The sequence below is a fragment of the Pseudomonas laurylsulfatiphila genome, from assembly GCF_002934665.1.
GTDB classification, from domain to species: domain Bacteria; phylum Pseudomonadota; class Gammaproteobacteria; order Pseudomonadales; family Pseudomonadaceae; genus Aquipseudomonas; species Aquipseudomonas laurylsulfatiphila.
This window is the reverse complement of the sequence record NZ_NIRS01000002.1, coordinates 353,241-367,896: the sequence shown is the minus strand read 5'-3', so window position 1 is coordinate 367,896 and position 14,656 is coordinate 353,241. Positions and strand designations below refer to the sequence as shown.

Annotated in this window: 13 protein-coding genes; 5 read left to right on the top strand and 8 right to left on the bottom strand. The window is 62.2% G+C overall.

The features are described 5' to 3' along the window. The first annotated feature begins 71 nt into the window (after positions 1-71). The 4 genes from CD175_RS07460 to CD175_RS07450 all read left to right on the top strand — a co-directional run bounded on the left by CD175_RS07460 (position 72) and on the right by CD175_RS07450 (position 1,150). Positions 72-251 (top strand): hypothetical protein, encoded by a 180-nt coding sequence (locus CD175_RS07460; protein ID WP_007979950.1) that lies wholly within the window; start codon positions 72-74, stop codon positions 249-251. 191 nt (positions 252-442) lie between these two features. Then, entirely contained in the window at positions 443-568 is a 126-nt protein-coding gene (locus tag CD175_RS31870) for a hypothetical protein (RefSeq protein WP_276309726.1), read from the top strand. A 115-nt stretch (positions 569-683) separates the two neighbouring features. Continuing rightward, entirely contained in the window at positions 684-896 is a 213-nt protein-coding gene (locus tag CD175_RS07455; RefSeq protein WP_104448349.1) for a hypothetical protein, read from the top strand. Continuing rightward, complete coding sequence (locus CD175_RS07450; RefSeq protein WP_104448348.1) at positions 893-1,150, top strand: hypothetical protein; 258 nt, start codon at positions 893-895, stop codon at positions 1,148-1,150. The genes CD175_RS07455 and CD175_RS07450 overlap by 4 nt, the downstream gene beginning before the upstream one ends. 167 nt (positions 1,151-1,317) lie before the next feature. On the opposite strand, the gene CD175_RS07440 is transcribed toward CD175_RS07450, so the two are convergent. From CD175_RS07440 to CD175_RS07430, 3 genes are read right to left on the bottom strand one after another with little or no spacing between them, the layout of a single operon-like run. Continuing rightward, a complete protein-coding gene (locus tag CD175_RS07440; protein ID WP_104448347.1) occupies positions 1,318-1,914 on the bottom strand; it encodes a glutathione S-transferase in 597 nt (198 codons plus the stop codon). Next, positions 1,911-5,552 (bottom strand): AAA family ATPase, encoded by a 3,642-nt coding sequence (locus tag CD175_RS07435; RefSeq protein ID WP_104448346.1) that lies wholly within the window; start codon positions 5,550-5,552, stop codon positions 1,911-1,913. The genes CD175_RS07440 and CD175_RS07435 overlap by 4 nt, the downstream gene beginning before the upstream one ends. After that, positions 5,549-6,793: an exonuclease SbcCD subunit D C-terminal domain-containing protein gene (locus CD175_RS07430; RefSeq protein WP_104448345.1), complete on the bottom strand. Its 1,245-nt coding sequence runs from the start codon at positions 6,791-6,793 to the stop codon at positions 5,549-5,551. The genes CD175_RS07435 and CD175_RS07430 overlap by 4 nt, the downstream gene beginning before the upstream one ends. Before the next feature lie 379 nt (positions 6,794-7,172). Here CD175_RS07430 and CD175_RS07425 point away from each other — a divergent pair, with 379 nt between their 5' ends. Continuing rightward, positions 7,173-8,750, top strand: coding sequence for an ATP-binding cassette domain-containing protein (locus CD175_RS07425; protein ID WP_104448344.1), 1,578 nt, complete (start codon positions 7,173-7,175; stop codon positions 8,748-8,750). Between the two features lie 12 nt (positions 8,751-8,762). Here CD175_RS07425 and CD175_RS07420 read toward each other — a convergent pair whose 3' ends face one another. Genes CD175_RS07420 through CD175_RS07400 form a run of 5 tightly spaced genes read right to left on the bottom strand, consistent with a single transcriptional unit; the run spans position 8,763 to position 14,652 of the window. After that, positions 8,763-10,412 (bottom strand): BatD family protein, encoded by a 1,650-nt coding sequence (locus tag CD175_RS07420; protein ID WP_104448343.1) that lies wholly within the window; start codon positions 10,410-10,412, stop codon positions 8,763-8,765. Continuing rightward, entirely contained in the window at positions 10,409-12,145 is a 1,737-nt protein-coding gene (locus tag CD175_RS07415) for a VWA domain-containing protein (protein WP_104448342.1), read from the bottom strand. Before CD175_RS07415 ends, CD175_RS07420 begins: the two co-directional genes overlap by 4 nt. Beyond that, positions 12,142-13,224 (bottom strand): vWA domain-containing protein, encoded by a 1,083-nt coding sequence (locus tag CD175_RS07410; protein ID WP_104448341.1) that lies wholly within the window; start codon positions 13,222-13,224, stop codon positions 12,142-12,144. The genes CD175_RS07415 and CD175_RS07410 overlap by 4 nt, the downstream gene beginning before the upstream one ends. Continuing rightward, positions 13,217-13,711, bottom strand: a complete 495-nt coding sequence (locus tag CD175_RS07405; protein WP_104448340.1) for a DUF4381 domain-containing protein — start codon at positions 13,709-13,711, stop codon at positions 13,217-13,219. Before CD175_RS07405 ends, CD175_RS07410 begins: the two co-directional genes overlap by 8 nt. Beyond that, the gene (locus tag CD175_RS07400) at positions 13,708-14,652 is read right to left on the bottom strand and encodes a DUF58 domain-containing protein (RefSeq protein WP_007979925.1); all 945 of its coding nucleotides are present in this window, start codon (positions 14,650-14,652) and stop codon (positions 13,708-13,710) included. The genes CD175_RS07405 and CD175_RS07400 overlap by 4 nt, the downstream gene beginning before the upstream one ends. Positions 14,653-14,656 lie beyond the last annotated feature (4 nt).

The window sequence follows — 14,656 nt, the reverse complement described above, 5'->3', positions numbered from 1 at the left end:
ACCCTCGAGGGTTAAGTTTGCTTCACGGCCCCACCGGGCAAGCAAGCCAACTGAATCCGAGGAATACCGCCATGAACTTCAACATCTTCTCTGTTATCGCCGCTTCCGCCATTTCTGCCACCGTTGCGCTGCCAGCCAGTGCCAACGTTGAAATCAGCGACAAAAAAGCCCACACCCAGAGCTACACCCAGAAATACCTGCAACAGAGCGCCAACTTCTACGCCGCGCTGGATCACAAGACCCAAGCCTGAACTTTCCCCCCTGCCTTTATGCAGGAGCGAAGTCACTGATGATCGTTGAAAACGATCAGAGTGATGTCGCTCCTGCATAACGCATTTGCGACAGCATCAGTTTGCTATCAATGTCGCGCTTGATATCACATAGCCATACGTTTAAATTGACGCTGATTTTTTGACTCCTCCTCACGGCAAGGATCGGCAGCATGGTGACGCGTCTGGCATTGGTTCTTCTGTTTCTCTATTCCACCCCTATTTTGTCGGCATCCGACGCTGTTTCCGGTGAACCGGATACTGCGCGCGAGCGCTTGATGAGTTTTATTGAAGACTGAAATAGTCTGGCTTGATGATCAACGAAGCTGATGATCACTATGGATAACCCTGAGTGGTGACCCAGGCTTTTTTGATCGATTCTGTGGGCATTGCAACATGCCTGCGGAGAACATCATGGCCAGCGCAATTCTCACTTCTGCCAAACACGGCGCTTATGTAGCGATCGGCCTGTACCTTGCCATGGTGCTGTTGGTCAGCCTGTCATCCCAGTCACAATCCACCTTCGAAGCGCCGATCCAGGTCGCTCATCCCGGCATCCAGTTTGACCACCGTGCGCAAAACGCCAGCGTTGATCAGGCTGAACTCGCAGGAGTCGCCGGCGCATGAAAGGGCACAGACTTTGGGTTATCGCCTTCCTGGCGTTCATGACCAACGGATCCTCCCTGCTGGGGATCGGACAGGGCTCGGCGGGCTCGGTGGCGCGCGCCATCGAAGCCAATCACAACATTGCCCGCAACATCGAAAATGCCAACGCGCAGGGTATGCTGGCTGGCAATCCGCCGATCAGGAGCGAAGGGGTGGTTTTCGGCCCGTTCCAGGTCGATTGCTCGGCGATCGGGATGTGTGAGGTGTTGGCTTGAACTCTGCTGGTCACTGAACCCTTTGTGGCGAGGGAGCTTGCTCCCGCTCGGCTGCGCAGCAGTCGTCAACCGGTTGATTTGGTTTACCTGAAGAATTGAGTGCAATGGATTTGGGGCTGCTTCGCAGCCCAGCGGGAGCAAGCTCCCTCGCCACAGTGTCGGTGTGCTTACTTGCGCATCACACTGGTAAACAGTTCAGACTCCAGAAACCGCTGCAACCAGTCCTGCAACCGCCGATACGGCGTCTGCGCAAACCATTCACGGTCGACGTGGGCGAACTGGCGCACGAAGGGCATCAGCGCCACGTCGGCCAGGCTTGGATGGTCGGCCAGCAAATAGTCGCGTCCCTCCAGCAACTCATCCAGCCTTTGCAAAAACACCTCGCCCTCGGCGCGATACGCCTCCATCGGCTGCTCGGGATAACGCTCGGCGTACTTGTAGCGGTTCAAGTGCACCTTGAACACCTGATCGTTATGGTCGATCAGCGGGGCGATCTGTGCCGCTGCATCAGGATCTTCCTTGAGCAACCAGTCTTGCGGATCGTTCTGTGCCAGCGCCCAGCGCATGATGTCGAGGCTTTCGTCGATCACCCGGCCGTCGGCGCTCAGCACCGGCACCGTGCCTTTGCCCGACAGCGCGAGCATCTCGGCGGGCTTGGCCTTCAGGCTGACTTCGACGATGTCCACGGCCACTGCCGAATAACGCAGGGCCATGCGTGCGCGCATGGCGTACGGGCAGCGGCGGAAGGAATACAGCGTGTTCATTTCACCTCCAGGGTACTCAGGCCGTTGCCCTGACGGCGGACCTGAATCTGCACCGGAATCCGTTCATGCATTTCCTGTACGTGGGATATCACCGCGACCTTGCGGCCCTGAGCCTGCAAGCCGTCGAGGGCGTCCATGGCCAGTTGCAGGGACTCCGGATCGAGGCTGCCGAAGCCTTCGTCGATGAACAGCGACTCGATTTTCAGCGTGCTCGATGCCATCGAAGCCAGGCCGAGGGCCAGTGCCAGCGATACCAGGAAGGTCTCGCCACCGGACAGCGAATGCACCGAACGCAGTTCGTCACCCATTTCGGTGTCCATCACCAGCAACCCGAGCATGCTGCCGCCGCGCTTGAGGCGATAGCGGCGCACCAGTTGGCGCAATTGCACGTTGGCGTGATGCACCAGCAGGTCGAGGTTGTAGGCCTGGGCGATCTTGCGGAAGGTGTCGCCGGTGGCGGAACCGATCAACGCATTCAGGCGTGCCCAGCGTTGATACTCGTTGTAGGCGTCGGCAATCTGTTGGGCCAGGGCCTGATTGGCGTTCTGCCGGCGCTGGTCCTCGACCTGCTCGGCGCGCAGTTCGGCGCAGTGTTGCTCGCTGACGGCGAACTGATTTTGCAGGTCGGTGAGGGCGGTGGCGAGTTGCTCGGCATCGAGATGGCCGTTGTGCTGGGCTTGATGGTCGAGCAAGCGCTGATCACGCTCCTGCAGCAGCACCTTGGCCTGTTCGATGGCTTTTTCGTTGTGTTGCAAGCGTTGGCGCAGTTCGCTGACCTGCGTATCGTCGATCCGCAGCAGATCTTCGAGGCCACCGTCATCCAGCTCAGGATGACGGCCGCGCCAGTCGGCGATTTTGTCGGTGAGATCGCGATCTTCGTTTTCCAGCGCTTGCAAACGCTCCTGCTGTGCCTTGAGTTCGGCGGCGATCTGCACCCGTTGCGTACGTACCTGCTGCAGCTCCTGCGCCGTTGTTGCCTGGGCATTGCGTGCTTGCTCTACAGCGTTTTCCAGCCCTTTCTGCCACTGCTCGGCGCTGCTGTGCTCGCCCAGCAGTTGTGCAAGTTGGTGCTGGCAAGCCCGTTGCTGTTCGGCCAGTGCACTGAATTGCTGCTCGGCGATTTGCAGTTGTTGCACGCGGGTTTGCTGGCGATCCTGTTCTTTCTCTAGCGTTTGTTGACGCTGTTGCTGCTCGGCAAGTTCTTCTTTCTGCTGATCGAGCTGTGTGAGGCGTTCGGCGATCTGCCGATCCAGCTGCATGAACGTTGCAGCAGGCTCCATCCGTAGCGCATCGAGGGTTTCGGCCGGCAGGAGACTGCCGAATGCGGCGAGTTCCTCGTCGAGCCGTTGACGGTCGCTGCCCAGTTCGCGCTGCTGGTTGCTCAGGTGCTGGGCCGCTTGCTGATGCGCGGTTTCGGCATGGCGCAATTGCTGGGTCAAGCGCGCGGCGTCCTGCTGCAGGGTGAGCAGGGCGCGCTGACGTTGTTCGTCCTGAGCGATGCTCTGGTTCAACTGATCGTTCTGTCGGGTCAGCCAGGCGTCGCGCTTTTCGGCGTCCTGATCCAGAAGCTGTGCGGCCAGTGGGTGAGCGTCGAGACTCGGAGCCAAGGCTTGTTGCTGGGCGTCCAGTTGCTCCTGTTGTTGCAGCAACTCCTTTTGCTGAGCGATGACGCCCACCACCTCGGCGCGCAATTCGGTGAGCTTTTCCTTGAGCTGGTCGACCGCTTGCTGCGCGTGGGCCTGTTCGTTTTCGTCGTGGCGACCGAGGCTTTGCAGCAGCGCTTCGGGCTGATGGTAAGGATGCTCGTGACTGCCGCAGACCGGGCACGGCTGGTCGTCCTGCAACTGCGTGCGCAACTCTTCGACACTCGCACTGCGGGCCAGACGTTGGCGTTCCAGCAGTTCCCGGGTGACGTTGAAGGTTTGTTCGGCGACCGTCAGTTCGGCTTTGGTTTTCACCCCGTCCTGAGTCAGGCGCTCACGTTCCTGTTGCGCGGCGAGCTGACGTTGTTGCAGTTCGGCGCCGCGCTTGTCCAGTTCCTGCTGGCTGGCCCACAGCCGCGTCAGGTCTTCGATGGCGCGCAGCTGTTTACGGTTGTCCTGCAACAGGTTGCCGAGGATGCCGATCTGCTCGGCCACGGCGTCCGGCTCCGCGCCGGCCTCTTTGAACAGCACTTCAAGTTGCTGTTTTTGCAAGGCGAGTTCTTCGCCGTAGCGGGTGGCGTTTTGTTCGAGGGTCGCCAGCTCGGCCTGGCCTTTGTTCAAGCGGTTGCCGATCAACATCAACTGTTGCAGGCGATCCCGGTAGGCATTCCACGCGTCGCTGAGCGGGGCCAGATGGCCGCTTTGCTCAAGCTCGGTGGCGATACGCTGCAAACGTTCGGCAACCTGATTCTGCTTTTCCAACAAGGCTTGAATGGCGCTTTGGCCCTGGATGCAGGCTTGTTCTGCGTTGTGCTTCGCGTCGGCGCTGAGGGCAGTGTCCTTGGCCAGGCGGGCGAGGGTGCTTTGTTCCTCGAAGGCCTGACGCAGTAGCGGAGCATTGTCGGTTTGTCGTTGCTGGGCTTCGCTCAGGGCGATTTGTGTGGCAGAGAGGTTCTGCTCCAGCAACGTCTGGCGTTCAGTCAGCTCGTGTTGCTGCCGGGTATGGGTAGCAACCTGTGCGGCCAGTGGCGTCAGCAGTGCATCGAGTTCGGTTTTGCGGGCGAACTGGTGCCGTTGTGGGCCGAGTTGTTCCAGCCGTGTGAGCTTCAAGCGTTCGCCGGTCAAACCTTCCCACTGCTGTTGAGCACTGTGAAGTTGCTCGGTCGCTGCGAGTTGAGTGTCCTGCAACTGACGCAGCTCCTTGAGCCAGGTGTGCTGCTGCTCAAGCTGTTTGAGTTGCGCCTGCTGCAACTTCAGCTGTTGCTGCGCGGCATTGAAGCGCTCATCCAGTTCCGCACGGGCCTGCGGCGCCAGCGGCGTCACTCCGCTGGCTTGATCCTGCAGCAGTTTGTGAACCTCGCGAGCCTCCTTGGTCTTGTCGAAGGCGCGACGACCGAGGCGGGTGTAGAGCGCCGTGTCGGTGAGTTTCTCCAGCAGTTCGCTGCGGTCGTTGTCGTCGGCCTTGAGGAACGCGCTGAACTCGCTTTGCGCGAGCAGCACGGCGCGGGTGAACTGTTCGAAGTTCAGCCCCAGCGCGGCTTCGAGCTGAGCCTTGTATTCGCCTTTCTGGCTGGCCAGCAACTGGTCCTGATCGATGTCACGCAAGCTCTGGCGGCTGGCCTGCAGTTTGCCGGCGGCCTTGTCCCGGGCGCGATTGGCTTCCCAGCGGGCGCGGTAACGGCGGCCGTCGACTCCGACGAAATCCACTTCCGCGTAGCCTTCACCCGTGCCGCGACGCAACAGGGTGCGTGGGTCGCCGGTGCCGATTTCGCCGTCGGCGTCCGGCACTTTCGCGTCGCGACCGGTGTTGTTCAGGCGTGGTACGGCGCCAAACAGCGCCAGGCACAACGCATCGAGCAACGTACTTTTACCGGCGCCGGTGGGGCCGGTGATGGCGAACAACCCGGCACTGGCCAGGGGTTCGGCGGTGAAGTCGATTTCAAAGGGGCCGGCCAGGGAGGCGAGGTTTTTCAGGCGGATCGCGAGAATTTTCATGGCTGTTCGCTCTCCATCTGCACGTCTTGCAACAGCTCGGCAAAGTCCTTGAGGGTCTGCTCGTCGACCTCGCTGCCGTAGTTGTCCTGCCAGGCGCGGCTGAACAGCTCCTGGGGCGTGAGCTGGTCCAGCTCGATCAGCGTGCTGCCTTCATCGGCACCATCACGGCCGCCATTGCCGGCGTACTCGGCGGCAATGCGCACCAGGCGCACGGCCTTGCCTTGCAGGGCGGTTTCCACTTGATTGCGCAGGTCGGGCTGCGGTTCATCGAGGCGCACCCGCACCTCAAGCCAGGGTTGGCGCTGGATGTCGGCCAACAGGTCGATGTTCGGCAGGTCCGCCAGTTGCAGCAGGATCTCGCTCAAGGGGGCCGGACCGATGCGTTGCAGGTTGACCGCGCGGGGAATCAGTTTCGGCTCGACGCTCACCAGGGTTTCGCCGTCGAGCTTGATGTCGAGAATCTGGTGCTGATAGCTGATCTCGGAGAATGACAGCGGAATCGGCGAGCCGCTGTAGCGGATGCGGTCCTCGCCGTTGACCTTCTGCGGTTTGTGCAGGTGGCCCAGGGCAACGTAGCTGATGCTCGGCCCGAATAGGCTGGCGGGCAGGGCTTCGGCATTGCCGATGATCAGGCTGCGCTCGGAGTCTTCCGACACCGAGCCGCCCGCCATGTGCGCGTGGCTGATGGCGATCAGTGCCTGGCCTGGCGTGCGCTTGACGTTGGCCGCTTCGATCAGCCATTCGTGAACCTGACCGATCCCGCGCAGATAGTTGTCGCCCAAATGCGCGCCGGTGACTTCCGCCGGGCGCAGGAACGGCAGCGCCAGGCACCAGGCGGCGATCGCACCACTGGCGTCAGGCAAGGGTAGCAACAGGCGCTCGGCATCCAGCTGCCCGTCATCCAGCCACAGCACACGGCCGAGCGCATGGGTGCGCAAGCGGCGCATCAATGGCGCGGGCAGTTCGATCCGTGAACCGGAATCGTGGTTGCCGGCAATCATCACGATGGTCAGCGACGGCTGCTGCTCGTGGGCGCTGACGATGAAGTCGTAGAGCCGCTCCTGGGCTTTGACCGGCGGATTGACCGTGTCGAAGATATCGCCGGCGATCAACAGCACATCCGGCTGATCCAGTTTCAGCTGGCGCAACAGCCAGTCAAGAAAACAGCCATGTTCGAAATCGCGATCCTGGCCGTGCAGGTTTTGCCCCAGGTGCCAGTCGGAGGTGTGAAACAAGCGCAAGGCGAACTCCGGTACAAAAATAGGTGATGGCCGCGTGAAGAATGAAGGCGGCGAAAGGGGGGAGAGTTTACTGGTAAAAGGACGGGAATGCAGAAGGCAAAAAAAAGCAGCCTGCGACAGTTCCTACAGGTTATGCGCATGTCCCATGTAGGAGCTGCCGCAGGCTGCGATCTTTTGATCTTGTTGTAGGTAGAGGGGCCTGCTTGGTCGAGGTACATTGGCCCTCGGAACATCTGGTGTTGATGGTGACACAAAATCTTTCGACGTCGATCAGGGCCGGCATGCTGTTCGAAGGTCATTTTCAAATGTGGGCAGGTGCTGTTGCGCACCATCAGGGAGTGGTTCAGTGCCTATCGGGCCGATTGCATAAGGAAGTGTCATGACTCAACGGTTACTTCAGCTTGATCAAGTGTCCTTCAACCTGCCCGACGGGCGCGTGTTGCTCGATCACTTGAACCACACCTTCAGTCCCAAGGCCACGGGGATCGTCGGCGCCAATGGCTGTGGCAAGTCCTTGCTTGGCCGGCTCCTGACGGGGGAGCAACAGCCCACCAGCGGCATCGTCCGTCGCGAAGGGCGGGTTTACACCGTTGCGCAGTTACTGGAACCGGAGCGCTATCCCAGCGTTGCCGCGCTGGCCGGGGTCGCCCCTATTCTGGCGGCGCTGGATCGCATTGCCCAAGGCAGCGTCGACGATAACGACCATGCGCTGGCGGTCGACCAATGGGACTGTGCCACTCGTCTTGAGGCGCAGCTTGCGCAGATCGGGCTGGGTCATTTGAACGCCGACTCCCGTACCGACGCACTCAGTGGTGGCGAGCGACAGCGGGTGGCACTACTGGGGGCGTGGCTCTCCAGAGCCGACTGGCTCATTCTCGATGAACCCAGCAACCACCTCGATAGGGATCAGCAACACAAGCTCGCGCAGCAGATCGATCGCTGGCCGAGCGGCCTGGTGTTGATCAGTCACGACCGAGGGCTTTTGGAGCACATGGACGAAATCGTCGAGCTGTCGCCATTGGGGCTGGCGGCTTATGGCGGCAACTTCAGTCAGTATGCGGCGGCGCGCGAGCAGGAGCAGCAGGCGTTCCAGTCGACATTGCAAGGTGAGCGGGCGCAGGCCAAACGCGAGCAACGCGAGATGGTCATACAGATGGAGCGTCAGCAGCGACGTAATGCCCGTGGCGACCGTCAGGCTCGCGATGGTAACCAGACCAAACTCATCACCAACGCCCAGAAAGAACGCAGCGAAAACAGCCAGGGCAAGTTGCGCCTGAACCAGCAGTTGGCCCGGGAACAGCAGCAACAACGAATCGCCGAGGCCAGGGCGCGGTGTGCGCCCGACATTCAACGCATGATGCTGTCTCCGGAAAGCGTAGTGCCCAATGGCAAGCTGGTTGTGCAACTCAACGACGTCATTCTCCCGTACGGTTACGCAGCACCGATCAATCTGACGCTGACCGGGCCTATGCGCATGGCGATTTTGGGCGCCAACGGCAGCGGTAAGTCGACGTTGTTGCGAGTGATCGCCGGCCAACTGCCGGTGTGCGAAGGCGAACTCATCCGTAGCTGCCATGTCGGCTGGCTGGATCAACACGCCGGGTTGCAGCACCCCGAACGCACGGCGGTGCAATGGCTCTATGAAAGCAATCCTGAGTTGCCTGAGGCCGAGGCGCGGACCCGCCTGGCGCAGATGGGGATAGATGCAGATCGTGCGATGCTCAAGACCTGCCAGTTGAGTGGCGGCGAACGCCTGAAAATAGCGCTCGCTGCGCAGTTGTATGCACAGCGGCCACCGCAATTGCTGTTGCTGGACGAACCGGATAACCATTTGGATCTGCCCAGTAGAATCGCGCTGGAGCAGATGCTTGATCAATACCAAGGGGCATTGATCGTGGTTTCTCACGATTGCGCTTTTTTACACGCTATTCATCTGGATGCTGAGTTTCATCTCTAAAGCTTAAAACAATCACTTCGGATAAAGCGGCGGCAACCCACTGTCACCAACCGGATCCTGCACCCGTTCGGCCAGCGGAATCGCCTTGATCGCCCGCCACAATTCGTCGCCTTGCCAGTACTGGCCGGTTTCGCTGTAGAGCGCGCCGTTCAAGCCGTCGAGGGCGTTGGACAGGGGCACGAAGCGGGCGGCCATGTCGGCCAGGGTTTCCGGTTGTTGCCGGGCCCAGGCGTCGAGGGCCTGGCGGGTGGCGTGGGAATCGTTGGCCAGGCAGGCGCGCTTGAGGTCGTCGAGTACGGTGCGCGGGCTCGGGCCGGTTTGGGCAGTGCGCGCCACCGCCGGTTGCCAGCGGCCACGCCACCAGAGGCCGAAGCCGAGCAGGGTGGTGCAGGCCAGGAACAGGGTGCTGAGCTTCCAGCGCCACAGGGCTTCGCTGTCTGCGCCGGCTTCGACCGCAGACGCGCCGGCCGGGGTGTCGACCACCAGGCTCGGATTGGCCGCCACATGCAGCGTGCGGGCAGGCAGGCTGCTGTGTTCCAGATGGTCTTCGAAAGTGTTCCACCAGATCACGTCGACGGTGGGCAGCTCGATGGCGCCGGTCCGTGTCGGCACCAGGGCCTCGCGGTCTTCACGGCTGCCGACCAGGCCGCGTTCGCTGTTCTGGTTGCCGAGTACCGGTTGATCCGGGTAGCGGCGCAGCCCGCCGACATCGGTGCCGGGCAGCGGTGGCAGTTGGGTGCTGGATAAGCCTTCGGCCGTCACCGTCAGGCTGCGGGTCAGTGAATCGCCGACCTGGGCGTGGTCCGGCTCCGGGTTCCAGCTTTCGCTCAGGGTCAGGCTGCGGGCAGGCAACCAGGGCGCATCGGCCGGCCAGGTGATGGGCTTGGCCTTGACCGTCAACAGCAGTTCGGTCGAGGTGACGCGCATCTGCTTGCCGGTTTTCGGCCCTTGGGTGGTGTCCTGTGTCGGTTGCGCATCGACCAGCGCAGCGTTGAAGATCTGTGCCGGAATGATCAGTTCGCCACTGTGTTGCGGGTAGATCGCGTAGCGCATTTCGATCACACCGTGGCGCAGGCCATCGATGTCTTTTTCGTAGGTGCGTGAGTCGCCCAATTGTTCGATGCGTGCGTCAGGTATCTGCAAGGGTGGCAGGCTGCTGTCGTCGTACAGCGACACCGAGTGGTAGATGCGCAGGGTCAGGACTGCCTGGGCCTGAACGTACACGCTGGTTTGATCGAGGCTGGCATCGATGAACACCGGGGCGCGTTTGTTCGGGTTGTCTGGTGTTTCGCTCTCGACCACTTGCAGGGTGATCGGCTGGCTCTGCAGTTCGCCCAGTTGCAGTGGCGGGATCACGACGCTGCCGTTTTGCCGCGGCAGGAGGGTGATGATCCAGCGCGTGGCGGCCTGGTTTTCACCGCTGAGGGTGTTCAACTGGTTGACCTGGCGGGTGCCGCGCACTTCGAACAACGGCTCCAGCGGTGTCAGGTCGGGTTTGCCGAACTGAGTCACGTCGGTGGACTCCAGGGTCAGCTCGACCGTCTCGCCTGAGCTCAGGCGACTGCGGTCCACACTGGCGGCCAGCTCTGCAGCCTGCGCCTGGACAGAGCAGAACAACAGACCATGCAACAGCGCGAGCAATAAAACGGTGAAGCGGGTCATCGAGTTTTTTCCTGATCCTGATGTTGTTGCTGTTCGTACCAGAATTTTCGCCGCAGCAGCTCGCCGGGGTCATCCGGGATCTGCCGCAACCACTGCTCCAGTGCCTGACGCTGTTCACCTTCGATACTGTCGGTGGCAGGGCGCAAGGGCGGCGTGGTGTGCTGTTCGTCACCCAACTCGCTGCCGGGCACTTCATTGGCACCCGGTCTGGGCGGTGACACCGGCGGTTGCGCGGTGTTGGAGTCGGCCGGCGGTTCCTGCGCCTGCGGCTCGCCGCTGTCCGAAGACTGCGATGAGACGCCCGGTGGCGTCTGTTGTTGCATGGCCTGGGGTTCGTCGCTGGAAGGGTCCGGTTCCGGGGCGGACGGGCTGTTTTTCTGCTTGAGCAGCTCTTCCACCAGCGCTTTGTTGGTCAGCGCCGGGCGCAAATCCGGTTGACGTTCCAGAGCCTGTTCGTACGCGTCCAGGGCCGCCTCCAGCTCACCGCTTTTGGCCAGGGCATTGCCTCGATTGTAGTGGGCGTGGGCATCGTTGCCTTCTGCGAACCGCTCGGCGGCGCGGGCATAGTCTGCGGCTTCATAGAGCGCCACGCCTTGCCACTGGTGGTCTTCGAAGCGCCGGGCGGCTTCGGCCGGGCGCTTTTGCTTGAGCAGGTGCACGCCTTGTTGGTCGGGACGCAACCACAGGTCGACGAGGTCGAAGGCGTAGCTCGGTTGAGGCAGCGCCAATAGCAGCGGCAGGCATAGCAGCCAGCCGCGACGCCCCGCGCAGGCTGCCAGCAACAGCAGCGGTAGCAGCAGCCAGTAACCTTGATCGGCCCAGGTGTCCAGGCGCAGGGTCTGACCGTCGTTGCGCAGGTGGCGTGGGCCGTCGAACAGGCCAAGGGCATGCAGGTCACTGTCGTCCAGGCGTGCCTGGCGAAAGCGTCCATCCAGGTCGTTGGCAAAACCCTTCAAGCCGGGCTCGTCCAGGCGCGGCACGAGAATGGCCCCTTGTTCATCCTTGAGGAAACTGCCGTCCTCCTGGGTGATGGGCGAGCCTTCGGCGGTGCCGATGCCAAGCATCAGAAATTGAGTCGATTTGCCGTTGAGCGCATGACGGATGCCCAGCCGTTCCTGTTCGGTCAAGGACGAACCGATCAGCAGGACCCGGCCGTCGCCCAGCGCCGCTTGTTCGAGCAGCGCCAGGGCCTTGAGCACCGCCAGATCGGCGCGATGCCCGGCCTCTGGCATCAACGACGGTTTCAGTGCGTCCAGCAGATTGCGGCTGGTGGACAGATCATCCGACAGCGGTACCAGCGTGTGGGCACTGCCGGCGTAGACGACGATGGCGGTTTGCGCGTCGCTGCGAATCTGCAGCAGATCGAACAACTTGCGTCGAGCCTGTTCAAGCCGGTTGGGCATCACGTCGGTGGCGAGCATTTCCGGGGTCAGCTCGAGCACCACCACCAGCGGGTCGGCGGGCTTTTGACTGGTCTGCTCGACACGCTGCCAGCCCGGACCGAGCAGGGCGAGCACGGTTAACAGCCACGCGAGACCGAGGGCGATCCAGGGCAGTTTACTGTCACGGCCACTGCCGCCACTGAGCAGTGCGGCGTGAAAGGCCGGTGGCAGAATCATTTGCCAGCGCCCGGCGCGCTTCTTGCGGTGCCAGAGTTGCCAGAGCAACCAGCCAAGCACCGGCAGCAACAGCAGCCACCAGGGGCGGAACCAGTACGGCCACAGCGCACTCATCGACGCCTCCGCAGGCGCAAGCGTTTGAGACGCTGGCGCCAGTCAGGCAGCAGTTGGGTTTGCAAGAACAGATCCTTGGTAAACAGGCGTTGCAAGGGGTTGTCCGGCCAGAGCACGGGGGCCACCAGGAGCATGCTCAACCACAGCGCCAGGGCCAGTGGCCAGTGGTACAGCGCTTGGGTCGGGCGGGCCTGGGTGGGTTGCTGGGCCACGGGCTCCAGTTGGTCCAGGGTGTCCTTGATTGCCTGCAGCTCTTTGCCGTCGCGAGCACGGAAATACTGGCCACCCGTGGCCTCGGCGATGGCCTTGAGGGACGGTTCGTCCAGGTCCAGGCTCGGATTGACGCCGAGAAAGCCGACCGTGCCACTTTGCTCCGGATCGGCGCCGATGCCGATCGGGTAGATTTTCACGCCTTCCTTGGCGGCGAGTCGCGCAGCGGTGAGCGGGTCGATTTCACCACCATTGTTGGCGCCGTCGGTCACCAGAATCAGCACGCGGCTGGTGGCCGGACGCAAACGCAGGCGTTTGAGGGCCAAACCGATGGCATCGCCGATGGCGGTGTTTTTGCCGGCGATGCCGATGCGCGCCTCATCGAGCCAGACGCGCACGGTGTGGCGGTCGAAGGTCAGCGGTGCCTGCAGGTAGGCCTGGCTGCCGAACAGGATCAGCCCGACCCGGTCACCTTCGCGGCTTTCGAGAAAGTCTCCGAGCAGATGCTGGACCAGTGACAGGCGACTGATGTCTTCGTCCTGCCATTGCATGTCAGGGAAATCCATGGACCCGGAAACGTCCACTGCCACCAGCAGGTCACGGCCGCTGGCGGCAATCGGCAGGGGTTCGCCGAGCCACTGCGGGCGAGCCGCCGCGACCAGCAGCAACAGCCACAGCAGAATGAACGGTGCCTGCTGGCGCCAGGCTGGCAGGTTGGCCCGGGCGCGTCGCCCGGCGAGGCCTTCCAGATCGCTGAGGAAGCTGACCTTGAGTGCCGGTTCACCACTGTCGGCCACCGGCAATACGATGCGCATCAGCCACGGCAGCGGCGCAAGGGCAAAAATCCACGGCCAGGCGAATTCAAACATGTTTGCGAATCCACGTATCGACGGCTTGGGTCAGGCCGGCTATGGCCTTGTCGTCGAGTTTGCATTCGGGTTTGTAGGCGCCTTCCACGAGCACCATCCAGCGGGTCAGGCCGGCCGCCGGGCAGCGATTGTCGAGGAACGCCAGCCATTTGCGGCCGTTGAGAGTATGGCTCTGACTGTAGGGATAGTGGTTGCGGCACAGACGCTTGAGCAGGCCGTTGAGTTGCTGCAGCCAGGCACCGGCCGGCGCACCGTCATAAGGCTTGGGCATCAGTGCCAGCTCGGCCAGGGCTGCAAGGCGTACCGGGTCAAGCGGCTGTTCGGCACGTACCACGGGGCGTTTTTGCGGAATGAAGCGACGCAGCTTCCACAGGCCCAGAGCGATCAGCGGCACCACGAGGAGCAGCAGCCACCAACCCGGTGCCGGAGGCCAGAATTCCACCGGTGGCGGGGATATCAGCGGTTGCAGTTGATCAAGGCTGCTCATCGGCCTTTCCCCGGTTTCTGTGGGTTCAGGTATTCGCGCAGTTGCTCGACCATCTCGCTCTGGGTGCTCAACGGCATCATCAGCACCCGTAGCTTCTGCGCGAGCAGTTCCCAGCGAGCGATACGTGCTTCGGCCTGGGCCCGGTAAGTCTGGCGCAGGTCGAAATTCAGCGTGTCGAGCTCCAGTTGCGCGCCGCGTTCGGCGAAACGTAACAGGCCGGCGGCGGGAAGGGCATGGTCCAGCGGATCGGACAACGGCAGCAGCAACAGGTCGCAGTGGCGCGATAACAGGCTCAGCTGTTGCTCTGCGCTGTCCGAAAGGGCGCGTTCGTCACAGATCACGATCACCAGGCTGCCAGGGCGCGACACTTCCCGGGCGCGGCGCAGGGCAATGCCAAAGGCGTCGCGGTCCGGCTCGCTTTCGCTGTTGAGCGACTGATTGACCCGCACCAGCCGGTTGAGCAACTGCAGCAGGCTTTGTTTGCTGCGCCGAGGCTTGATTTCGTAGTGCTCGTTGTCGCCATACACCAGCCCGCCGACCCGGTCGTTGTGCCCCAGGGCGGCCCAACCGATCAGGCTTGCGGCTTGGGCGGCGAGCACCGACTTGAACATCAGGCCCGAGCCGAAAAACAGCCGGCGGCTTTGTTCGACCATGATGAAGATCGGTCGCTCACGTTCTTCGTGGAACAGCTTGGTGTGGGGTTCCTGGGTACGGGCCGTCACGCGCCAGTCAATGGTGCGCACATCGTCGCCGGCCTGATAGACCCGCACCTGATCGAAGTCGACGCCACGTCCGCGCAGTTTGGAGTGGTGCAGGCCGATCAGCGGGCTGCGCTGGCTCGGCGTGGAAAACAATTGCACTTCACGCACGCGATGGCGCATCTCGATCAGGTCGGCGAGGCTGACACGGATGCCCGGCTCGGGCGGCAGGCTGGCGTTCATCGGG

Bases quoted from the DNA above. Each gene is read 5' to 3' on its own strand.
- CD175_RS07425 (WP_104448344.1), top strand. From the start codon at position 7,173: ATGACTCAACGGTTACTTCAGCTTGATCAAGTGTCCTTCAACCTGCCC.
- CD175_RS07440 (WP_104448347.1), bottom strand. From the start codon at position 1,914: ATGAACACGCTGTATTCCTTCCGCCGCTGCCCGTACGCCATGCGCGCA.
- CD175_RS07400 (WP_007979925.1), bottom strand. From the start codon at position 14,652: ATGAACGCCAGCCTGCCGCCCGAGCCGGGCATCCGTGTCAGCCTCGCC.
- CD175_RS07455 (WP_104448349.1), top strand. From the start codon at position 684: ATGGCCAGCGCAATTCTCACTTCTGCCAAACACGGCGCTTATGTAGCG.
- CD175_RS07450 (WP_104448348.1), top strand. From the start codon at position 893: ATGAAAGGGCACAGACTTTGGGTTATCGCCTTCCTGGCGTTCATGACC.
- CD175_RS07420 (WP_104448343.1), bottom strand. From the start codon at position 10,412: ATGACCCGCTTCACCGTTTTATTGCTCGCGCTGTTGCATGGTCTGTTG.
- CD175_RS07415 (WP_104448342.1), bottom strand. From the start codon at position 12,145: ATGAGTGCGCTGTGGCCGTACTGGTTCCGCCCCTGGTGGCTGCTGTTG.
- CD175_RS31870 (WP_276309726.1), top strand. From the start codon at position 443: ATGGTGACGCGTCTGGCATTGGTTCTTCTGTTTCTCTATTCCACCCCT.
- CD175_RS07435 (WP_104448346.1), bottom strand. From the start codon at position 5,552: ATGAAAATTCTCGCGATCCGCCTGAAAAACCTCGCCTCCCTGGCCGGC.
- CD175_RS07405 (WP_104448340.1), bottom strand. From the start codon at position 13,711: ATGAGCAGCCTTGATCAACTGCAACCGCTGATATCCCCGCCACCGGTG.
- CD175_RS07410 (WP_104448341.1), bottom strand. From the start codon at position 13,224: ATGTTTGAATTCGCCTGGCCGTGGATTTTTGCCCTTGCGCCGCTGCCG.
- CD175_RS07460 (WP_007979950.1), top strand. From the start codon at position 72: ATGAACTTCAACATCTTCTCTGTTATCGCCGCTTCCGCCATTTCTGCC.